This is a genomic window from Thermomonospora umbrina (assembly GCF_003386555.1).
Taxonomy (GTDB): Bacteria; Actinomycetota; Actinomycetes; order Streptosporangiales; family Streptosporangiaceae; genus Thermomonospora; species Thermomonospora umbrina.
The window spans coordinates 5,143,442-5,161,306 of sequence record NZ_QTTT01000001.1 but is presented as its reverse complement, the minus strand read 5'-3'; the positions used below and the strand labels follow the sequence as shown (position 1 = coordinate 5,161,306).

The 17,865-nt window shown below is 71.8% G+C and carries 15 protein-coding genes; 3 read left to right on the top strand and 12 right to left on the bottom strand.

Annotated features, from left to right (window positions below; all coding sequences use genetic code 11):
- Positions 1-17 precede the first annotated feature (17 nt).
- The 6 genes from DFJ69_RS22985 to dxr all read right to left on the bottom strand — a co-directional run bounded on the left by DFJ69_RS22985 (position 18) and on the right by dxr (position 9,003).
- Entirely contained in the window at positions 18-1,631 is a 1,614-nt protein-coding gene (locus tag DFJ69_RS22985) for an alpha/beta hydrolase (RefSeq protein WP_245974529.1), read from the bottom strand.
- Between the two features lie 118 nt (positions 1,632-1,749).
- Positions 1,750-3,315, bottom strand: coding sequence for an alpha/beta hydrolase (locus tag DFJ69_RS22980; RefSeq protein ID WP_116024513.1), 1,566 nt, complete (start codon positions 3,313-3,315; stop codon positions 1,750-1,752).
- Positions 3,316-3,489: 174 nt separating this feature from the next.
- Positions 3,490-5,139, bottom strand: coding sequence for an alpha/beta hydrolase (locus tag DFJ69_RS22975; protein ID WP_116024512.1), 1,650 nt, complete (start codon positions 5,137-5,139; stop codon positions 3,490-3,492).
- Between the two features lie 131 nt (positions 5,140-5,270).
- On the bottom strand, positions 5,271-6,440 hold the full coding sequence (gene ispG / locus DFJ69_RS22970) for a flavodoxin-dependent (E)-4-hydroxy-3-methylbut-2-enyl-diphosphate synthase (protein ID WP_116024511.1): 1,170 nt from the start codon (positions 6,438-6,440) through the stop codon (positions 5,271-5,273).
- A 97-nt stretch (positions 6,441-6,537) separates the two neighbouring features.
- A complete protein-coding gene (locus DFJ69_RS22965) occupies positions 6,538-7,731 on the bottom strand; it encodes a M50 family metallopeptidase (protein WP_116024510.1) in 1,194 nt (397 codons plus the stop codon).
- Between the two features lie 24 nt (positions 7,732-7,755).
- Positions 7,756-9,003 (bottom strand): 1-deoxy-D-xylulose-5-phosphate reductoisomerase, encoded by a 1,248-nt coding sequence (dxr, locus tag DFJ69_RS22960; RefSeq protein ID WP_116024509.1) that lies wholly within the window; start codon positions 9,001-9,003, stop codon positions 7,756-7,758.
- Between the two features lie 263 nt (positions 9,004-9,266).
- Between dxr and DFJ69_RS22955 the strand changes: the two genes are divergently transcribed.
- A complete protein-coding gene (locus DFJ69_RS22955; protein WP_116024508.1) occupies positions 9,267-10,205 on the top strand; it encodes a trypsin-like serine peptidase in 939 nt (312 codons plus the stop codon).
- Between the two features lie 106 nt (positions 10,206-10,311).
- Positions 10,312-10,776 (top strand): GNAT family N-acetyltransferase, encoded by a 465-nt coding sequence (locus DFJ69_RS22950; RefSeq protein ID WP_211328710.1) that lies wholly within the window; start codon positions 10,312-10,314, stop codon positions 10,774-10,776.
- 39 nt (positions 10,777-10,815) lie between these two features.
- Here the strand turns inward: DFJ69_RS22950 and DFJ69_RS22945 are convergent, their stop codons facing one another.
- Entirely contained in the window at positions 10,816-11,409 is a 594-nt protein-coding gene (locus DFJ69_RS22945) for an HdeD family acid-resistance protein (RefSeq protein ID WP_116024507.1), read from the bottom strand.
- Between the two features lie 263 nt (positions 11,410-11,672).
- Between DFJ69_RS22945 and DFJ69_RS22940 the strand changes: the two genes are divergently transcribed.
- Entirely contained in the window at positions 11,673-11,918 is a 246-nt protein-coding gene (locus tag DFJ69_RS22940; protein ID WP_116024506.1) for a hypothetical protein, read from the top strand.
- A 138-nt stretch (positions 11,919-12,056) separates the two neighbouring features.
- Here DFJ69_RS22940 and DFJ69_RS22935 read toward each other — a convergent pair whose 3' ends face one another.
- The 5 genes from DFJ69_RS22935 to DFJ69_RS22915 all read right to left on the bottom strand — a co-directional run bounded on the left by DFJ69_RS22935 (position 12,057) and on the right by DFJ69_RS22915 (position 17,759).
- Positions 12,057-13,307 (bottom strand): extracellular solute-binding protein, encoded by a 1,251-nt coding sequence (locus tag DFJ69_RS22935; protein ID WP_245974528.1) that lies wholly within the window; start codon positions 13,305-13,307, stop codon positions 12,057-12,059.
- A 402-nt stretch (positions 13,308-13,709) separates the two neighbouring features.
- Positions 13,710-14,159: a hypothetical protein gene (locus tag DFJ69_RS22930; protein WP_116024504.1), complete on the bottom strand. Its 450-nt coding sequence runs from the start codon at positions 14,157-14,159 to the stop codon at positions 13,710-13,712.
- Between the two features lie 396 nt (positions 14,160-14,555).
- Complete coding sequence (locus DFJ69_RS22925; RefSeq protein WP_116024503.1) at positions 14,556-16,073, bottom strand: CoA-acylating methylmalonate-semialdehyde dehydrogenase; 1,518 nt, start codon at positions 16,071-16,073, stop codon at positions 14,556-14,558.
- 5 nt (positions 16,074-16,078) lie between these two features.
- The gene (locus tag DFJ69_RS22920) at positions 16,079-17,374 is read right to left on the bottom strand and encodes an aspartate aminotransferase family protein (RefSeq protein ID WP_116024502.1); all 1,296 of its coding nucleotides are present in this window, start codon (positions 17,372-17,374) and stop codon (positions 16,079-16,081) included.
- Positions 17,375-17,483: 109 nt separating this feature from the next.
- The gene (locus tag DFJ69_RS22915; protein ID WP_116024501.1) at positions 17,484-17,759 is read right to left on the bottom strand and encodes a 4a-hydroxytetrahydrobiopterin dehydratase; all 276 of its coding nucleotides are present in this window, start codon (positions 17,757-17,759) and stop codon (positions 17,484-17,486) included.
- Between the last annotated feature and the right edge of the window lie 106 nt (positions 17,760-17,865).

The window sequence follows — 17,865 nt, the reverse complement described above, 5'->3', positions numbered from 1 at the left end:
GGCAACACAACCCAAGACTATGACGTCCCCGGCCACGGCGCGTTCGCGGGGATGGGCACCGGCCCGGACGGCAGACGCCGCGCGGACTTCGCCGGGGTCTTCGGGCCCGTCTTCACGGTCGCCTTGGGAGGCGGCGGGGCCTGGCAGACCACGTCGGGCCCGGCCTGGTCGGCGGGAAGCGCGGCGTCCCGCAGGTACGCCAGGACGGCGGCGTCCACGCACCGGTCGCCCGCCAGCGACACCCCGTGGTTGCCTCCGCCTCGCTGCACCACCAGCCGCGACGCCGGGAACAGCCCGTGCATCTCCAGCGCCCCCGGGTACGGGGTCGCGGCGTCCTCTGTGGCCTGGACGAGCAGCATGCCCGGGCCCTTGGGGTCGCCGACGCGGGGACGCGGCCCGCCCCGCACGCCCCAGAACGCGCAGGGGGCGTTGTACCAGGTGTTGTTCCAGGTCTCGAAGCGGTTGCCCGCCTCGTACAGCCGGGTGCTGTCGGCGTGCCAGACCGACCAGGTGCGGGGCCACTCGGCGTCGCGGCACTGGGTCGCGGCGTACATCGTGTAGTTGTTCTGGCCCAGCCGGTCCGGCGGCTGCCACTGGGCGCCGAGCGCCTTGGGGTCCTTGCGGACGACGTAGTCGGCGAGCGCCTGCGCGTGGGTCCTCCACCGGAACGTGGAGTAGCCGTCGGTCAGGAACACGTCGTCCAGCTCGGTGGGCCCGACCTTCCCGCCGATCGGCTTGCTCCGCAGGGCCTCACGGGCGCCGTAGAACGCCTTCTCGACCGCCTCGGCGCTGGTGCCCAGGCCGAACACGGAGTGGTTGGCGGCGACCCAGCCGAAGAAGGACTGGATCCGCCGTTCGAAGGCCACGTTCTGGTCGAGGTTGCTGGGGTACCAGACGCCGCTGGGCCGGACCACGCTGTCGAGCACCATCCGCCGCACCTTGTCGGGGTGGGCCGTCGCGTAGGCCGCCCCCAGGTAGGTGCCGTACGAGAAGCCGAAGTAGTTGATCTGCTTGCGGCCGAGGGCGACGCGGATGGCCTCCAGGTCCCGGATCGAACTCGCCGTGCCCATGTGGGGGAGCACGTCCCCGTACTTCTTGGCGCAGTCGTCGGCGAACGCCTTGGCCTTGGCCCGCCAGGCCGCCTCCTCCTTGCGGTCGCGCGGCGTGCTGTCGGCCCTCGGCCTGCCCGGGTCCATGTACGTCACGTCGCAGACCAGCGAGGGGTCCGACGCCGCCACGCCGCGCGGGTCGAAGCCGATCCAGTCGTACGTCTGCGCGACCTCCTTGGGCAGCGCCTTGGTGAACAGCGCGGGGAGGTCGCGGCCGTGCGCGCCGGGCCCGCCGCGGTTGAGCAGGACCGCCCCGCGGAACTTCGGGCCGGTGTGCTTGACCCGGGTCAGGGCGAGGGTGATCCGGCGTCCGTCGGGGCGGTCGTGGTCGAGGGGCACCGCCAGGGTGCCGCACTCCATCCCTTTGAGGGAGGCGCCCTCGATGGGGTCCTTGGCGGGGCACGGCTTCCAGGCGATGGCGGGCGCGGCGTGGACCGGGCCGGGGGCGGCGACCAGGCCGGCCGCCAGGACCGCGCCGATCGCCAGGCCGACGGCCTTCCTCTGTGGCGGATAGCTCAACACCACAGCTTTGTATCCGCCGTCCGGCCTCGAACGGCGCAACCGCATTTCCAGCGATTCATGCCGAGAACACCACGAAGGCCCCCGACTCGCGCGCCGAGGGCCCTCAGGGAGAACCGTTCTACCGCAGACCCACCGGCAGGTCCTTGCCCGTGACCCGGCCGGCACCGCGCGCGGCGGTCGGATCCGGGTCGTTCAGCGCCGGGACGGCCTTGCAGTAGGCGTCCGGGCCCTTCTTGGAGGCGGGCAGCCCACCGGCGTTCAGGTAGGCGGCCACCCGGTCGTCGAGGCACGCGTTGCCGTTCAGCGTGTTGGAGTGCGTCTTGCCACCGACCTCCACCAGCAGCCGGGACGACGGCAGCAGCCGGTGCATCTCCACACCGCCCTGGTACGGGGTCGCGGCGTCCAGGCTCGACTGCACGAGCAGCACGCCCGGCATTCCCCGGCCGTTGAGCCGGAACGCCGGGCCGCCCTTGACCTTCCAGAAGTGGATGGGCGCGTTGAACCAGACGTTGCTCCATGTGTTGAAGCGCGCCCTGGGGTAAGTCCGCACGGCGTCGTTGTGCCACGTGGACCACTTCGCGGGCCACCGGGCGTCGACGGCCTGGACGGCGTTGTAGACGGCGAAGTCGTTGTCCTCGCCGCCGGGGTTGACGAGCTGGAGCAACAGGCCCGCGTCCTTCCCGACCGCCCAATCGGACAGCGCGGTGGCGAGCAGCGGGTACCAGCCGGTGTTGTATCCGGCGTTCAGCACGATGTCGTCCAGCTCGGACGGGCCGATCTTGCCGCCGATGGGCTGCTGCTTCGCCTGGGCGCGGACCTGGTAGTAGCGCTTCTCGACCGCGGCCTGCGTGGTCCCCAGCTCGTACCGGGCGTTCCACTTGGCGATCCAGCGCCACCAGAGCCTGATGTTGCGCTCGAACGCGGCGTTCTGGGAGAGCTGGGACCGGTACCAGACCTCCTTGGCGTTCACGTTCCCGTCGAGCACCATCCGCTTGACGCGCTTGGGGAACAGCGTGCCGTAGGTGGCGCCGAGGTACGTGCCGTAGGAGAAGCCGTAGAAGCTGATCTTCGGCCGGCCGAGGGCGCGGCGGATGACGTCCATGTCGCGGGCCGAGTCGGTGGTCCGCATGTGCGGCAGCAGCCACCCGAACTTCCGGGCGCAGGCGTCGGCGTACCGCTTGGACTTGGCCAGCCAGGCGCGCTCCTGGGCGGCGTCGGCCGGGCGGTAGTCGGGGCGCACCGGGTTGAAGTGGCTCGGGTCGCAGGTGAGGGCGGGCTTGCTGGAGCCGACGCCGCGGGGGTCGAACCCGATGATGTCGTAGCGGGCGGCGGTCTCCGGGTGACCGACGGCGGTGAGCCAGCGCGCCATGCCCGCCGAGAAGGCCAGGCCGCTGCCGCCGGGGCCGCCCGGGTTGATCAGCAGGACGCCCTGGTAGTTGCGCCGGTCGGTGGCCTTGACCCGGGAGATCGCGATGGAGATCTTCCGGCCGTTCGGCCGGCGGTGGTCGAGCGGCACCGGGACCTGGGCGCACTGGGCCTTGGTCATCGGGTCGTCCGGGCCGCTGACCGCGCACTTGCCCCACTTCACGGCGGAGGCGGTCGCGGGGGCCGCGTTCGCGGGGGCCGCGGACAGCGGTCCCGCCCCGAGCGACACCGCGGCCGTGACGAGTACGAGCCTCTTCACAGTTCTCCTCTGTTCGACAACCGGTGAAGATTCTGTCGTTCGGGATGTAAGGGACAAGAGGGGCTGAAGGGACGGTTGCCGAATCGTGACAAATTCCCGGAAACCTCTCCGGACCCGGGAATGTTGCGAGGCCCCCGGTCCGGCGACCGGGGGCCTCTGGTCACGAGCGGGGCGTCAGCGGAGACCGGGCAGGGCGATCGGATCCACCGGAGCCGTCGTGGTGACGGCCCTCGTGGGGTCCGGGGCGGGCATGGCCCGGCAGACCGCGTCGACGCCCTTGGCGGACGCCGGGCGGACGCCGGTGCCGAGGTAGCGCGAGACGATGTCGTTCAGGCACGCGTTCGCGTTGGGCGACAGCGAGGCCCCGTGGTTGTTGCCGCCCCGCTCCAGCACCAGCCGCGAGGAGGGGAACAGTCGGTGCACCTCGTGGGCGCCGCCGACCGGGGTGGCGGCGTCGTTCTCCGGCTGCACCAGCAGGATGTTCGGGCCGCCCTTGCCGCCGCCGATGCGCTGCGCCGGGCCGCCCCTGACCGGCCAGAACGCGCACGGGGCGTTGAACCAGGCGTTGTTCCAGGTCAGGAAGCGGTTGCCCTGGCGGTACTGACGGCTGTGGTCGGCGTGCCAGCGCGACCAGTTCCGAGGCCAGGAGGCGTCCCGGCACTCGACGGCCGCGTAGATGGCGAAACTGTTCTGGGCGAGCCAATCGGGCTCGCCGAACTGCCCGCGCAGCCCGTTGGCGTCGCCCCGCAGCACCCAGTCGGCGAGCACCTGGGCGTGGTCGGGCCAGGTGTAGTTCCGGTAGCCGTCGGGCACGAAGACGTCGTTGTACTCGGCGGGGCCGATCTTGCCGTCGATCGGGGCCTTCCTGACCTTGGCCATGCCCTTGTAGTAGGCGGCCTCCACCTCCTTGCGGGTCTTGCCGAGGTGGTAGACCGAGTCCCACTTGGCCACCCAGGCGAAGAAGATGTCGGCCCGCTTCTCGAAGGCCACGTTCTGGTCGAGGTTGGCCTCGTACCAGGCACCGCTGGGGCGCACCACGCTGTCGAGCACCATGCGTCGCACGCGCTTGGGGAACATCGAGGCGTAAACGGACCCGAGGTACGTGCCGTAGGAGTATCCGAAGTAGTTGATCCTCGACTGGCCGAGGGCCCGGCGGATGGCGTCCATGTCGCGGGCCACGTTCTCGGTGTTGATGTGCCGGAGGGTGTCGCCGTACCGACGGCCGCAGTCGGCGGCGTACCGCTGCGCCTTGCGGATCCAGACGCGCTCCTGGGCGGCGGTGCGCGGCACGAAGTCGGGCCGAGCCCGACCCGGGTACAGGTAGCTGGGGTCGCAGGCGATCTTCGGCTCGCTGCCCGCCACGCCGCGCGGGTCGAAGCCGATCCAGTCGTAGGTGGAGCCCACCGCGTTGGGCAGTCCGTTGCCGCCGGTGGCGAAGCGGGTCGGCAGGTCTCGTCCGAAGCCGCCGGGGCCGCCCCGGTTGAGGAGCACGACGCCCTGGTACGCGCCGGCCGGCGAGGTGTGCCGGGCCCGGGTGAGAGCGAGTTCGATCTTCTTGCCGTGGGGCCTGGAGTGGTCGAGCGGTACGGCGAGCGTTCCGCACTCGAGGCCCTTGAGCAGGCCGCCGAGGACCGGATCGGTGTCCGGACAGGGCTTCCAGTCGATGCCGGCCGGCGCACGGGCCGCCGTCGTCGGTGGGGCCGCCGCGGCCGGACCCGCGGGTGTCAGGGCGAGCCCCGTCGCGACGGTCGCCGCGAGGGCAATGAGTTTCTTTACGAAACCCCCTAGTCCGCAGGACTCTCCCAGGAGTCCCGCTGGTGACATTCGGGGGAAATGGTCCTGTTATAGGCCGATATGACGGGAGGGCCTGAGTCGACTGGTTGCCGAATCGTGATGGGCGCCGGGCCGACGAAAAGGGCCCCGGCGGATCGCCGGAGCCCTGGTCGGTCGAACGGTCAGGAGACGACCACCTGCGCCGCGCCGTCCCCGCCCTCGGGGTCGACCTCGACACCCATCTCCTCGGCGATCCGCATCGCCTCCTCGATCAGCGTCTCCACGATCTGCGACTCCGGAACGGTCTTGACGACCTCGCCCTTGACGAAGATCTGGCCCTTGCCGTTGCCGGAGGCCACGCCCAGGTCGGCCTCGCGCGCCTCGCCCGGGCCGTTCACCACGCAGCCCATCACGGCGACCCGCAGCGGCACCGGGAAGCCCTTGAGCCCGGCGGTGACCTCCTCGGCCAGCGTGTACACGTCCACCTGGGCCCGACCGCACGACGGGCAGGAGACGATCTCCAGACCGCGCTCGCGCAGCCCCAGCGCCTCCAGGATCGCCGCGCCGACCTTGACCTCCTCGACCGGCGGGGCCGACAGCGAGACCCGGATGGTGTCGCCGATGCCCTCGCTGAGCAGGGCCCCGAACGCCACCGCCGACTTGATCGTGCCCTGGAACGCGGGCCCGGCCTCGGTCACGCCCAGGTGCAGCGGATAGTCGCACCGCGCGGCGAGCTGCCGGTAGGCCTCGATCATCACGACCGGGTCGTTGTGCTTGACGGAGATCTTGATGTCGCGGAAGTCGTGCTCCTCGAACAGCGAGCACTCCCACAGCGCCGACTCCACCAGCGCCTCGGGGGTGGGCCGCCCGTACTTGGCCAGCAGCCGCTTGTCGAGCGAGCCGGCGTTGACCCCGATCCGGATGGGGGTCCCGGCGTCCTTGGCCGCGCGGGCGATCTCGCCGACCTTGTCGTCGAACCTCTTGATGTTGCCCGGGTTGACCCGCACCGCCGCGCAGCCGGCCTCGATCGCCGCGAACACGTACTTGGGCTGGAAGTGGATGTCGGCGATCACCGGGATCTGCGACTTGCGGGCGATCTGCGGCAGCGCGTCCGCGTCGTCCTGGGACGGCACCGCGACCCGCACGATCTGGCACCCGGAGGCCGTCAGCTCCGCGATCTGCTGGAGCGTCGCGTTGACATCGGAGGTCAGCGTGGTCGTCATCGACTGGACCGAGACGGGCGCGTCGCCGCCGACCGGCACCGACCCCACCATCACCTGCCGCGATCGACGGCGGGCGGCGACCGTGGGGGTCTGGGCACGAACTGCGGGCATTCCGATCTGAACGCTCATCGCTCTCTTCTCAAGCTGCAGGGGCGCGGACTGATTCCGTCGGAACCAAGCCTAAGCGCCGTAGACGAATGAAACGGGAGAAGATGGCTCACCGTGACTAAGGGGATACCCCGAGTGGATTCAGCACGTCCGCCATGATCAGCAGCAGGCCCAGCACCGCCAGCAGCAGGACGACCAGATAGGTGATCGGCATCAGCCGGGTGATGTCCACCGGCCCCGGGTCGGGACGGCCGCGGCGGCGCGCCCGCCGGGCCCGCGCCCGTTCGTAGCCGAGCACCGCCAGATGACCGCCGTCCAGCGGGAGCAGCGGCAGCACGTTCAGCGCGCCCAGGAAGATGTTGATGGAGATCACCAGGGACAGGAACAGCGCCGCCTTGTCCCGCCAGGAGGAGTCGGCGGAGAAGATCTCCCCGGACGCCTGGCCGGCCCCGACCACGCTGCCGACCTGCCCGCCGGGCGTCTCGCCGCGCTCCGGGGTGAACAGTCGGGGCACCGCGCCCGGCAGGTCCGCCAGCGCCTCCCCGATCGCCGCCAGCGTCCGTCCGATGCCCTCGACGGCGAAGACCACCGCGTCGCCGGGCCCCAGCCGGTCATAGCCCTCACCGACGATCCGCGCGGTCATCCCGAGGAACGGCGCCCCGTCCACCTCGGCGAGCCGGACCCGGAGGGTCCGCCGTCGGCCGTCCCGGTCGACGACCACGGGGACCGTCCGCCCGGGCCGGGAATCGCGGATCGCCTCCCGCAGGCCCTCCCAGTCGGCGACGGGCGTTCCGGCGAACGAGACCACCCGGTCGCCCGCGGAGAGCCCGGCGCGTCGGGCCGGGGACGGCGGGTCGCCCTTCCCGCACCCGGCCTCCAGCGTGCGCGGGACGCACGCCCCGACCTCCTCGACGGTCGTGGTCGCGGCGCCGGGCTCGCGGATCCCGACGGCGGCGGCCAACAGCACGAGGAGCAGGAACGCCGTGAGGAGGTTCATCACCACGCCCCCGACGATCACCACGGCGCGGCGGCCGGCCGGCTGCCGGTAGAAGGCCCGCTCCCGGTCCTCCTCGGCGATCTCCTCCAGGGTGGTGTAGCCGACGATGCGCACATAGCCGCCGAGCAGGATCGCCTTGACGCCGTACTCGGTCTCGCCGCGCCGCCGCGACCACAGGGTGGGGCCGAACCCGACGAAGAACTGGGTGGCCTTCATCCCGAACCGCTTGGCGGTGATGAGGTGGCCCGCCTCGTGCAGCATCACCGACGCCACCAGTGCGGCGACGAACAGCACCACGCCGAGGAGATAGGCCAAACCGGCCTCCTCTCCCCCGGCGGGTCAGGTCAGTTCGCGGGCGCGCGTCCTGGCCCAGGCGTCGGCGGCGAGGACATCGTCGAGCGTGACGCCCGAGGCGGCCACGTCGTGCTCATCGACTACCCGCGCGACCGTGTCGACTATCCCGGTGAACGGCAACCGACCCGTGCGGAACGCCTCCACGCACTCCTCGTTGGCGGCGTTGTAGACGGCGGGCGCGGTGCCGCCGAGCCCCCCGACGTGCCGGGCCAGCGCCACCGCCGGGAACGCCTCGTCGTCCAGCGGGAACAGCTCCCAGGTGTGCGCCCGCGTCCAGTCGACGCCGGGCGCGACGTCGCCGAGGCGGTCCGGCCACGCCAACGACAGCGCGATCGGCAGCCGCATGTCGGGCGGGCTCGCCTGCGCGAGGGTGGAGCCGTCGACGTACTCCACCATCGAGTGGATCACCGACTGCGGGTGCACCATCACCTCGATCCGCTCGAACGGCAGGTCGAACAGCAGGTGCGCCTCGATGACCTCCAGGCCCTTGTTGACCAGCGTGGCCGAGTTGATGGTGACCACCGGCCCCATGTCCCAGGTCGGGTGCGCGAGCGCCTGCTCGGGCGTCACGGCCGCCAGCTCGGCGCGGGAGCGGCCCCGGAACGGCCCCCCGCTGGCGGTCAGCACCAGCCTGCGCACCCGCCGGGTCGCCTCGTCGTCCCCGTACCGCCAGCCCGGCAGGCACTGGGCGAGCGCCGAGTGCTCGGAGTCCACCGGGACGATCTGGCCGGGCGCCGCCCGCTCCTTCACCAGCGGGCCGCCGACGATCAGCGACTCCTTGTTGGCCAGCGCCAGCGTGCGCCCGGCGTCCAGGGCGGCCAGCGTGGACGCCAGCCCGAGCGCGCCGGTCACCCCGTTGAGGACGGTGTCGCAGGGCCACGCCGCCACCTCGGCCACCGCCTCGGGACCGGCCACGATCTTGGGGATCGGGTACTCGCCCGAGCTGTAGCCGTGCCTGCTCGCCTCGGCGTAGAAGGCGAGCTGGAGGTCCTGGGCCGCCGAGGCCCGCGCCACCGCGACCACCTCCGGGCGGAACTCCAGCGCCTGCGCGGCCAGCAGGTCCACCCGCCCGCCGCCGGCGGCCAGCCCGGTCACCCGGAACCGGTCCGGGTCGCGACGGATCACGTCGAGGGCCTGGGTCCCGATCGACCCGGTGGAGCCCAGCAGCACGACGTCGCGCCGGCCGTGCCCGTCGGGGGGGCCGGACGCGTTCAGTGAGGAGGCGGTCGTCATGCGGCCATTCTCCCCGGCGCGCCGCGGCCCTCCGCACCCCGCGCCGGTAATCGGGCGGTGCGCCGGAAACCTCCGCCGTCTCGCACAGGCTTCCCCCTGGATTGGTCTGCGCGGATCATGTTCGGGCAGTAACTTTCTGACTCCGGAACGTGTCCGCCGGTTTCGGGGCCTGCCGTGCCAGGAACCTGGCGCGGGAATCGGCGGCAGGCAGTCCGTACGGCGATGCGGCCGGGAGCACCGGCCGCGGAAGGTGGTAACGACGTATGAAGCGATCCATCCGGACGCTGGTGATCGCCGCCGGCACCGCGTTGCTGGCGCTGCCGGCCCCGTCCTCCGCGCTCGCGGACGACCCGGCCGAGCCCCGGCCCGGAATGCGGAACCAGGCGGTCTCCCCCACGGAGCAGCAGCGGGTGCTCAGGTACTGGAGCGAGGCCCGCATGAAGTCGGCGGCCCCGCTGACGTACACGCTGGGCCTGACCGGCGGTTCGGGGCCCACGCCGCGGCTGGCGACCCCGTCGGCGCTGCCCAACGGCGGCGGCCCCTGGACGGGCGCCGGCGCGGTCGTCCAGACGGCCGGCCGCGTGTTCTTCACCCACAAGGGCCGTGACGCGTCGTGCTCGGGCAACGCGGTGACCAGCGGCAACAAGAGCACCGTGATCACCGCCGGGCACTGCGTCAAGATGGACGGCAACTGGCACACCAACTGGGTGTTCGTCCCCGGGTACGACAACGGCAAGCGCCCGCACGGCACGTGGACGGCCCGCCAGATCCTGTCCACCGCCCAGTGGGACTCCGCCGAGGACATCAACCACGACATGGGCGCCGCCGTGGTCAACAACCAGAACGGCAAGACGCTCACGGACACGGTCGGCGGCCAGGGCCTGGCGTTCAACCAGCCGCGCGGGGCGAACATGTACGCCTTCGGCTACCCGGCGGCGGCGCCCTACAACGGGGAGCGGCTCATCTACTGCAGCGGCCGGGTCTTCGACGACATCCTGGGCACCCAGGCGATGGGCATGCACTGCAACATGACCGGCGGCTCCAGCGGCGGTCCGTGGTTCCAGACCTTCGACGAGAAGACCGGCCTCGGCACCGTGGCCTCGGTGAACAGCTTCGGCTACCGGTTCCTGCCGAACGTGATGTTCGGGCCGTACTTCGGAAGCTCCGAGCAGGCCCTCTACCGGCAGGCCCAGGTGGCCTAGCCGGGCACGGCCGCCCCACGGGACCCCCGTGGGGCGGCCCCGACCCTGACCCCGCGGTCATGCTCCGTTAACACCCGGCTAACAAGCCGGACGTACGTTCGGGCTTGTGAAGCGAATCACCGTGATCGTCGACATCAGCCCGGCCACCCCCTACGACCCCGCCGTCATCGCGCTGTGCGCCGAGCAGCAGACCGAACTGGAGGCCCGCTACCCGGGCACGGACGAGGCCCCCAAGGGCATCGACCCGCAGGTGGAGTTCGTGGTGGCCCGCATCGACCGCGAGCCGGTGGGATGCGCCGGCCTCAAACCGCTGGAGCCCCGGGTCGCCGAGGTCACCCGCATGTACGTGCGTCCCGCCCACCGCGGGCAGGGCATCTCCCGCAACCTGCTCGACGCCCTGGAGGCGAAGGCCGTCGCCAAGGGCGTCCGCACCCTCCGGTTGGAGACCGGCGACCTGCAGCCCGAGTCCATCGCCCTCTACCAGTCCAGCGGCTACCGTCGGATCCCGGCGTTCGGCTCCTACGTGGGCAACGTCCTCAGCCTCTGCTTCGAGAAGCACCTCAAGGAGTGACCCCCGGCGATGCGGCGACGGGCGCGATCCGCGCAGCGGTCAGGAGTGAGCGGCGGCCGTGCCTCCCGGCCGATCCTCCGGCCCGGCGCCCCGTCGGGCGAAGCCGGCCAGGCGCTTGACCCGGAACGCCGCGGCGACCAGCGCGATCCCGAACAGGATCGAGAACAGGCCGATCAGCCACACCACCGCGAGCGCCCCGCCGACCGGCCAGAGGAACAGCAGGAACCCGAACAGCACCGACAGCGCGCCGCCCGCCACATACCACCACTCGCCCTCGATCTCCCGGCGCAGCGACAGGGCCGCCACGATCTCGAAGACCCCGGTGACCACCGCCCAGGCCGCGATCAGCATCAGCAGCGCCAGCGCGGTCACCCCGGGCCAGGCGAACGCCACCACGCCGGCGACGATGCCGGCGACGCCGGCGACCACCAGCCACCCCCGCGAGGACCCGGACGCGCCGCGGAACGCCGCGACCAGGGCCAGGACCCCGTCCGCCAGGGCGTAGATCCCGAACAGCAGCACCAGCGCCCACACGGTGATGCCCGGCCAGATCCACGCCAGCAGGCCGAACAGGATCGCCACCGCGCCGCGCAGCGCGAGCATCCACCAGGCACGACCCCATTGCTCGATCATCGGTCCTCCGTTCGGTCGGACCACGGGTTCCTCACCGGATCCCGTAACGGGCAACACCACCGAATCGGCAAAGAACGGCAAGTCCGGCCGGGTCGCGCGCCCCTTACCGGACGGCGACCCGGGGCGGGGTCACGACACGGCCTCCGGGTTCACGCCGGACCGGGGTTTTTGCCGCGACTTGGAGGCTTCATAACGGCGGGTACACGGCCGAGCACCTATAAAGGAAGCACGATAAGCCGGTCCCGCCTCACGGGGGGTGAGCAATGGGCCGTACGGGCGAGTACGTTCTCGACCCCGGCGCGCTGAGCGCCGTGCAGCGTGAGGGCGACGCCTGCGTCGTCTGCCACAAGCGGTGGCCACGCCCGCACGTGCGCGTCGGCTGCCTGCCGAACGGCTCAGGGGTGTTCGCGTGCGCCGACTGCGCACCCGCCCTGCCGGAGCCCCGTCGGGTCGATCCGGCGCAGGGGGCCGTTCCGCCGATGGCGGACCGGCTCCGGAGACGGCGGTGAAGTACCGCTGATTCGCTCCACCAGGAAGGGTGTTCTGGGTTTTCGGGGGGTTACCCAGAACACCCGGCGTTGGGGAGGGCGCGTTCGGCAGGGGGCGGCCGGACGCGCCCTCTCATGTCCGCGCCCGAGATGCGGGGGTCAGCCGCCGGTGAGGCCCCGCGCCTCCTGCCAGGCCCTGGTCCACTCGGCGTAGTCGGTGCACTCGCGCCGGCCCTCGCCGCAGTCCTTGCTGGGCGACCGGGCGAAGATCACCTTCTTGAGGTACGAGCCGTCGCCGACCCGGTGGGCGGCGCAGAAGGACGCCTTCAACAGGTCCGACTCGCACGTCTCCGGGTTGGCGGGCGCCACTCCGGCCCACTCGGCCACCTGCTGCTGCACGTCCGGTGAGGACGCCCACTTCATCCACTGGTACATGCAGTTGGGGTGCTGCACGCGGGAGCCCATCAGCCACGAGTTCGCCCAGCCGGTCACACCCTCCTCCGGCACGATGCCCGCGACCGGGCGGTCCGCCCGGGTCAGCACGTCCAGGTGGTAGGACCAGACCTGGCCCATGACGGCCTCTCCCCCGGCGAAGGCGCTGACCGCCTCGGCGGGCTGGGACCAGAGGGTCGTGACGTTCGCCCGCTGGTCGCGCACCACGTCGGCGGCGGCGTCGAGCTGCTCGGGGGTCAGCGCGTACGGGTCGGTGATGTCCAGCGACTTCTTCTCGGACCGCAGGTACAGCGCGGCCTCGGCGAGGGCCAGCGGGGTGTCCCGCATGATCAGCTTGCCGCGGTACCGGGCGGCCTCGTCCGGGTCGAACAGCGCCGACCACCCCGTGGGGGCGGGGCGCACGGAGCGCTGGTCGTACATCAGCAGGTTCGAGCCCCACACGTACGGCACCCCGTAGACGGTGTCGTCCTGCTTGAGGAGGGACCGCAGCCGGGACTCGAGCTGCTTGTACCCCTCCACCAGGTCGGGGTTGACGGGGGCCGCCTGGCCCGTCTCGATCAGCCGACCCGCGACCTCCGGGGGCGCGGAGACGCCGTCGTAGCGCCGGTCCGGGTCGGACATCAGCTCCACCATCTCCTCGGCGGTGGAGACCGGTCTGATCGTGACCTTGCAGTTCGTGCGCTCCTCGAAGGGGGTCACCCAGTTGACGCGCGGGTCGGTGGAGCCGTTCTCGACCAGCCCCGGCCAGGTCACCAGGCTGAGCGCGCCCTCCCCCGGGCCGAGCGACTGGGCGGCCCGTACCGTGCCGACCGGCGGGCCGTCGCCGTCACGTCCGGCGGCCACGACGATCAGCGCCAGCACGGTGAGCACCGCCAGGGCGGCGGCGGCGCGGTGGCGGACGCCCAGTCCGCGCAGCGACCGGGTCGCCCCGGTCAACGCCCGGGTGGCTCGGCCCACGGGACCAGACTGCTCCATACCTCTCCCACAACCTCCGCCGGACCGTCCCGGGTCGCCGTCGGCGAACGGCCGCGGTGCGCTCCGCCGGGACGGCGTCATCCCCGACCGGGCGGGCGCCCGGTGTTCATCGTGGCAGCGTACCCGGGTGCCCCGGCACTCGGAGGCCGGGCGCGCGGCCACGGCGGCGCGGCGGGACCGCACGATCCGTTCGTCGGCGCGGGAAGAATTCCTCGTTCGGATCCACGGCGACCGGTGACGCGCCCTTTGTCTTCAGCGGGAGTCGGCATTCTCGACGACCCATCCGACCGAAAAGGGAACGGCCGGATCAAGGGCTCCGATGACGGATTCCGCAGCCGGTCGGGGGGATGACCGGCGGTGCGTGGCCGGGCGGGGGACAGCGGTTCACCTTGCAGGGCCGCCCGGCCACGCGACCGCCGGCACCCGGCGCGCGGGCGGCGGGGTGTCTGCCTCGAGCCGGAGGAGATTCGAGGGACGCCGCACATCGTGCCGGGAGTCGGGTCGGGGATCGGGTCGGGTGCCGTACCGGGCGGGCGTCGGGACGGGACCGGTGCCGGGGTGCGGGGGCTGCGCGGGGACGGGCGGGCGCGGCGGGGCCGCCGACCTGCGGACCTCGGCGATCACGGCGCCGGACCGGTGGTTCTCGATCCGGGCGACCAGGCGCTGGGGCGTCTCGGCCTCGACGAAGCCGCCGAGCCCCTGCTCGCGCGGCGGGAGCGCCCACCAACTGCGGGTGAAGAGCCCGAACCAGATGGTCCACCGGGGATAGCGCCGGTTCAGCGCCTCGACCTCGGCTGCGTGATCGTCGGCGGGTACGCCATGGTCCCTGGGCACGGGTGACTCCCTGCGTGTGGTCGGCGAGACCGGAACTGCGACCTTGACCCGACTCCCCGGTCCCGGCCTTTGTTTATGCGCACTCCCTGAATTGAGTCGGTTTCGAGTGTGTCGCACCACACAGATACGGTCAATGGGTGTGACTATTATTTGTCTGAAGGGTCATGTGGGAAAGCGACGACGAAAACCTACCCGCGATGGAAATCCCCGGGCCGGGGACCTGCGGGTTCTCCCCGGTCGCGGTCCCCTCGCCCCCGGGTCACAGCCCCCCTCGAAGGGCGATTTGCCCCATTTTGGCGGCATTGACCGAGACCGGCTCCGGGAGGCCGGATGACACGGGGATCCCGCCGGAGTCGGGGTCCGACGTCCGGCGGGATCGAGGTCGCCGAGACGGGCTCAGCCGTTGGTCGGGAAGCCGAGCTCGACGCCGCCGTGACTCGGGTCCAGCCAGCGGGCGGTGACCGCCTTGGTGCGGGTGTAGAAGTGCACGCCCTCCATCCCGTGGGCGTGGCTGTCGCCGAACAGCGACGCCTTCCAGCCGCCGAACGAGTAGTACGCCATCGGCACCGGGATCGGCACGTTGATGCCGACCATGCCGACCTCCACCTCGTTCTGGAAGCGACGGGCCGCGCCGCCGTCGTTGGTGAAGATCGCGGTCCCGTTGCCGTACGGGTTGTCCGCGAGCAGCCTCATGGCCTCGTCGTAGGAGGAGACCCGCACCACCGACAGCACCGGGCCGAAGATCTCGTCCCGGTAGGCGTCCATCTCCGCGGTGACGTGGTCGAGCACCGTGGGGCCGAGCCAGAACCCGTCGCGGTACTCCTCGGCGTCCTCCCCGCCGTTGACGGGTGTGGCGCGACCGTCGATCGCCACCGTGGCGCCCTGCGCGCGACCGCCGTCGATGTACGAGGCGACCTTGTCGCGGTGGGGCCCGGTCACCAGCGGGCCCATCTCCGAACGCGGGTCGTGGCCGGGGCCGATCCGCAGCCGCGCCACCCGCTCGGCGATCTTGTCCATCAGCGCGTCGCCCACCGGGTCCACCGCGACCAGCACCGAGATGGCCATGCAACGCTCGCCCGCCGAGCCGAAGCCGGCCGACACCGCCGCGTCCGCCGCCAGGTCGAGGTCGGCGTCCGGCAGCACCACCATGTGGTTCTTGGCCCCGCCGAGGGCCTGCACCCGCTTGCCGTTGCGGGCGGCCGTCTCATAGATGTACCGGGCGATCGGGGTCGAGCCCACGAAGCTGACCGCCTTGACGTCCGGGTGCTCCAGCAGCCCGTCCACCGCGACCTTGTCGCCGTGGACCACGTTGAACACCCCGTCCGGCAGCCCCGCCTCGGCCCACAGCTCGGCGATCCGGATCGAGGCCGACGGGTCCTTCTCCGACGGCTTCAGGATGAACGTGTTGCCGCAGGCGATGGCCACCGGGAACATCCACATCGGCACCATGGCCGGGAAGTTGAACGGGGTGATCCCCGCCACCACGCCCAGCGGCTGCAGGATCGAGTAGGCGTCCACCCGGGTCGAGACGTTCTCGGAGAAGCCGCCCTTGAGCAGGTGCGGGATCCCGCAGGCGAACTCCACGACCTCCAGGCCCCGGGCCACCTCCCCCGCCGCGTCGGACACCACCTTGCCGTGCTCGGCGCTGATCAGCCGGGCGATCTCGTCCCGGTGCCGGGTCAGCAGTTCGCGGAACCGGAACAGCACGCCGGCCCGCTTGGACAGCGAGGCGTCCCGCCACGCCGGGAAGGCGTCCCGCGCGGCGGCGACGGCGGCCTCCACCTCCGTCGGGCCGGCGAAGTCGACCGTGCCGGAGACGCGGCCGGTGGCCGGGTCGTAGACGTCGCCTCGGCGTTCGGCCGGGCCGTCGTGGGGCTTGCCGTTGATCCAGTGCCGAAGGTGCTTGCCGTTCACAGCGTTCACTCGCTCGCCTCGTTCGTCGCTTCCATGGAGTCGATCAGGATGCCCAGGCCCTCCTTGGCCTCGGCCTCGGTCAGCGTGAGGGGCGGGGCCATCCGGATGACGTTGCCGTACAGACCGCCCTTGCCCGCCAGCAGACCGCGCCTCCTGGTCTCCTCCATCATCACCCCGGCCAGGGCGGGGGCCGGCTCCCCGGTCCCCGGATCCACCAGCTCGATCGCGAACATCAGGCCCTTGCCGCGCACCTCGCCCACGACCGGCAGCCGCCCGGCGGCCTCCCGCAGCCCGTCCATGACGATCGCGCCCGTGCGGGCCGCGTTGGCCTGGAGGTCGTGGTCGAGGACGTAGTCCAGGGTGGCGTTGGCGGCGGCCATGGAGATCGGGTTGCCGCCGAAGGTCGACAGGCCCACCGCGTGCAGCGCGTCCATCAGGTCCCCGCGGGCGACGACGCCGCCGACCGCGAAGCCGTTGCCGAGGCCCTTGGCGAAGGTCATCACGTCCGGTGTCACTCCGTGGGCCTGGATGCCGAAGAAGGTCTCCCCCGTCCGTCCCCAGCCGGTCTGCACCTCGTCGGAGATGAACAGCGCGCCGTACTCGTCCAGGACCTCCCGGTAGGCGGCGAACAGGCCGTCCGGGGCCATCGTGAAGCCGCCGACGCCCTGGATCGGCTCGGCGATCAGCGCGGCCACGTCGCCGCCGGTGGCGGTGGCGAGCACGTGACGCAGGTCCTCGGTGCACACCTTGATGTAGTCGTGATCCGACAGCCGGGCGAACTGCGGCAGATGCCGGTCGGCGCCGTGCAGGAAGTGCACGTTCAGCGGCGAGTAGGAGTTGTTCTTCCAGGCCCGGTTGCCGGTCACGCCGAGCGCGCCGAACGACCGGCCGTGGTAGCTCTGCCGCATGGCCAGCACCTGGTCGGACTTGCGGGCGTAGGTGGCCAGCAGCAACGCCGTCTCGTTGGCCTCGGTGCCGGAGTTGGTGAAGAAGACCTTGGCGTCCTCGATGCCGGACAGGCGGGCGATCTTCTCGGCCAGCTCCACCTGTCCGCGCAGCAGGTACGCCGTGGAGGTGTGCACGACGCCGGTCGCCAATCGGCGCTCGACGGCCTCCCGCACCTCCGGCACGTCGTAGCCGATCATGTTGGTGAGGATGCCGGCGAAGAAGTCGAGGTAGGTGGTGCCGTCGGCGTCCGTGACCCGGTTGCCCCGGCCTTCGACGATCTCGATGGGCCGGTCGTAGTAGAGGGCCACCCAGTCCGGCATGACCGCGCGGTGGCGTGCAAGCAAGTCCGACATGCGTCAAGTCTGGAGGGGGCGAGGGTCCGGCACCACCGGACACAGTGTCGGTAGTACGGCGGTTTCCTTGACACGCTGTCGGGTCGGGTCGCGTCGCGGCCGGCGCGGCTCACCGCGCGTCGATGCTCCGTGCGAGATCGAAGTCCTTGCGGGTGAGGCCGCCCGCCGAGTGGGTCGACAGGGTCAGCGTGACCTTGTTCCACCGGATGGTGATGTCGGGATGGTGGTCGGCCGCCTCGGCCAGCCCGGCCACCCGGTTGACGAAGTCCATGGCCGCCCGGAAGTCGGCCAGCTCCACGGTCCGTACGATGGCGTCGCCGTCGCGCTCCCAGCCGGGCGCGGCCGCCAGCTCCGCCGCCACCGCCCCGTCGTCGAGCAGGCTCATCGCGCCCCCCTCGTGCTCGGGTGTCCGTCTCCGCCGAGCCTACGCCCCTGCACTGTGTAAGCGAATCGGGCCCGGAGAATGACATTTTGTTGCGATACCATCGTGA

Coding starts and splice junctions, on each gene's coding strand:
- DFJ69_RS22975 (WP_116024512.1), bottom strand. CDS start 5,139: ATGTCACCAGCGGGACTCCTGGGAGAGTCCTGCGGACTAGGGGGTTTC.
- DFJ69_RS22920 (WP_116024502.1), bottom strand. CDS start 17,374: ATGTCGGACTTGCTTGCACGCCACCGCGCGGTCATGCCGGACTGGGTG.
- dxr (WP_116024509.1), bottom strand. CDS start 9,003: ATGACGACCGCCTCCTCACTGAACGCGTCCGGCCCCCCCGACGGGCAC.
- DFJ69_RS22955 (WP_116024508.1), top strand. CDS start 9,267: ATGAAGCGATCCATCCGGACGCTGGTGATCGCCGCCGGCACCGCGTTG.
- DFJ69_RS22915 (WP_116024501.1), bottom strand. CDS start 17,759: ATGAGCCTGCTCGACGACGGGGCGGTGGCGGCGGAGCTGGCGGCCGCG.
- ispG (WP_116024511.1), bottom strand. CDS start 6,440: ATGAGCGTTCAGATCGGAATGCCCGCAGTTCGTGCCCAGACCCCCACG.
- DFJ69_RS22945 (WP_116024507.1), bottom strand. CDS start 11,409: ATGATCGAGCAATGGGGTCGTGCCTGGTGGATGCTCGCGCTGCGCGGC.
- DFJ69_RS22940 (WP_116024506.1), top strand. CDS start 11,673: ATGGGCCGTACGGGCGAGTACGTTCTCGACCCCGGCGCGCTGAGCGCC.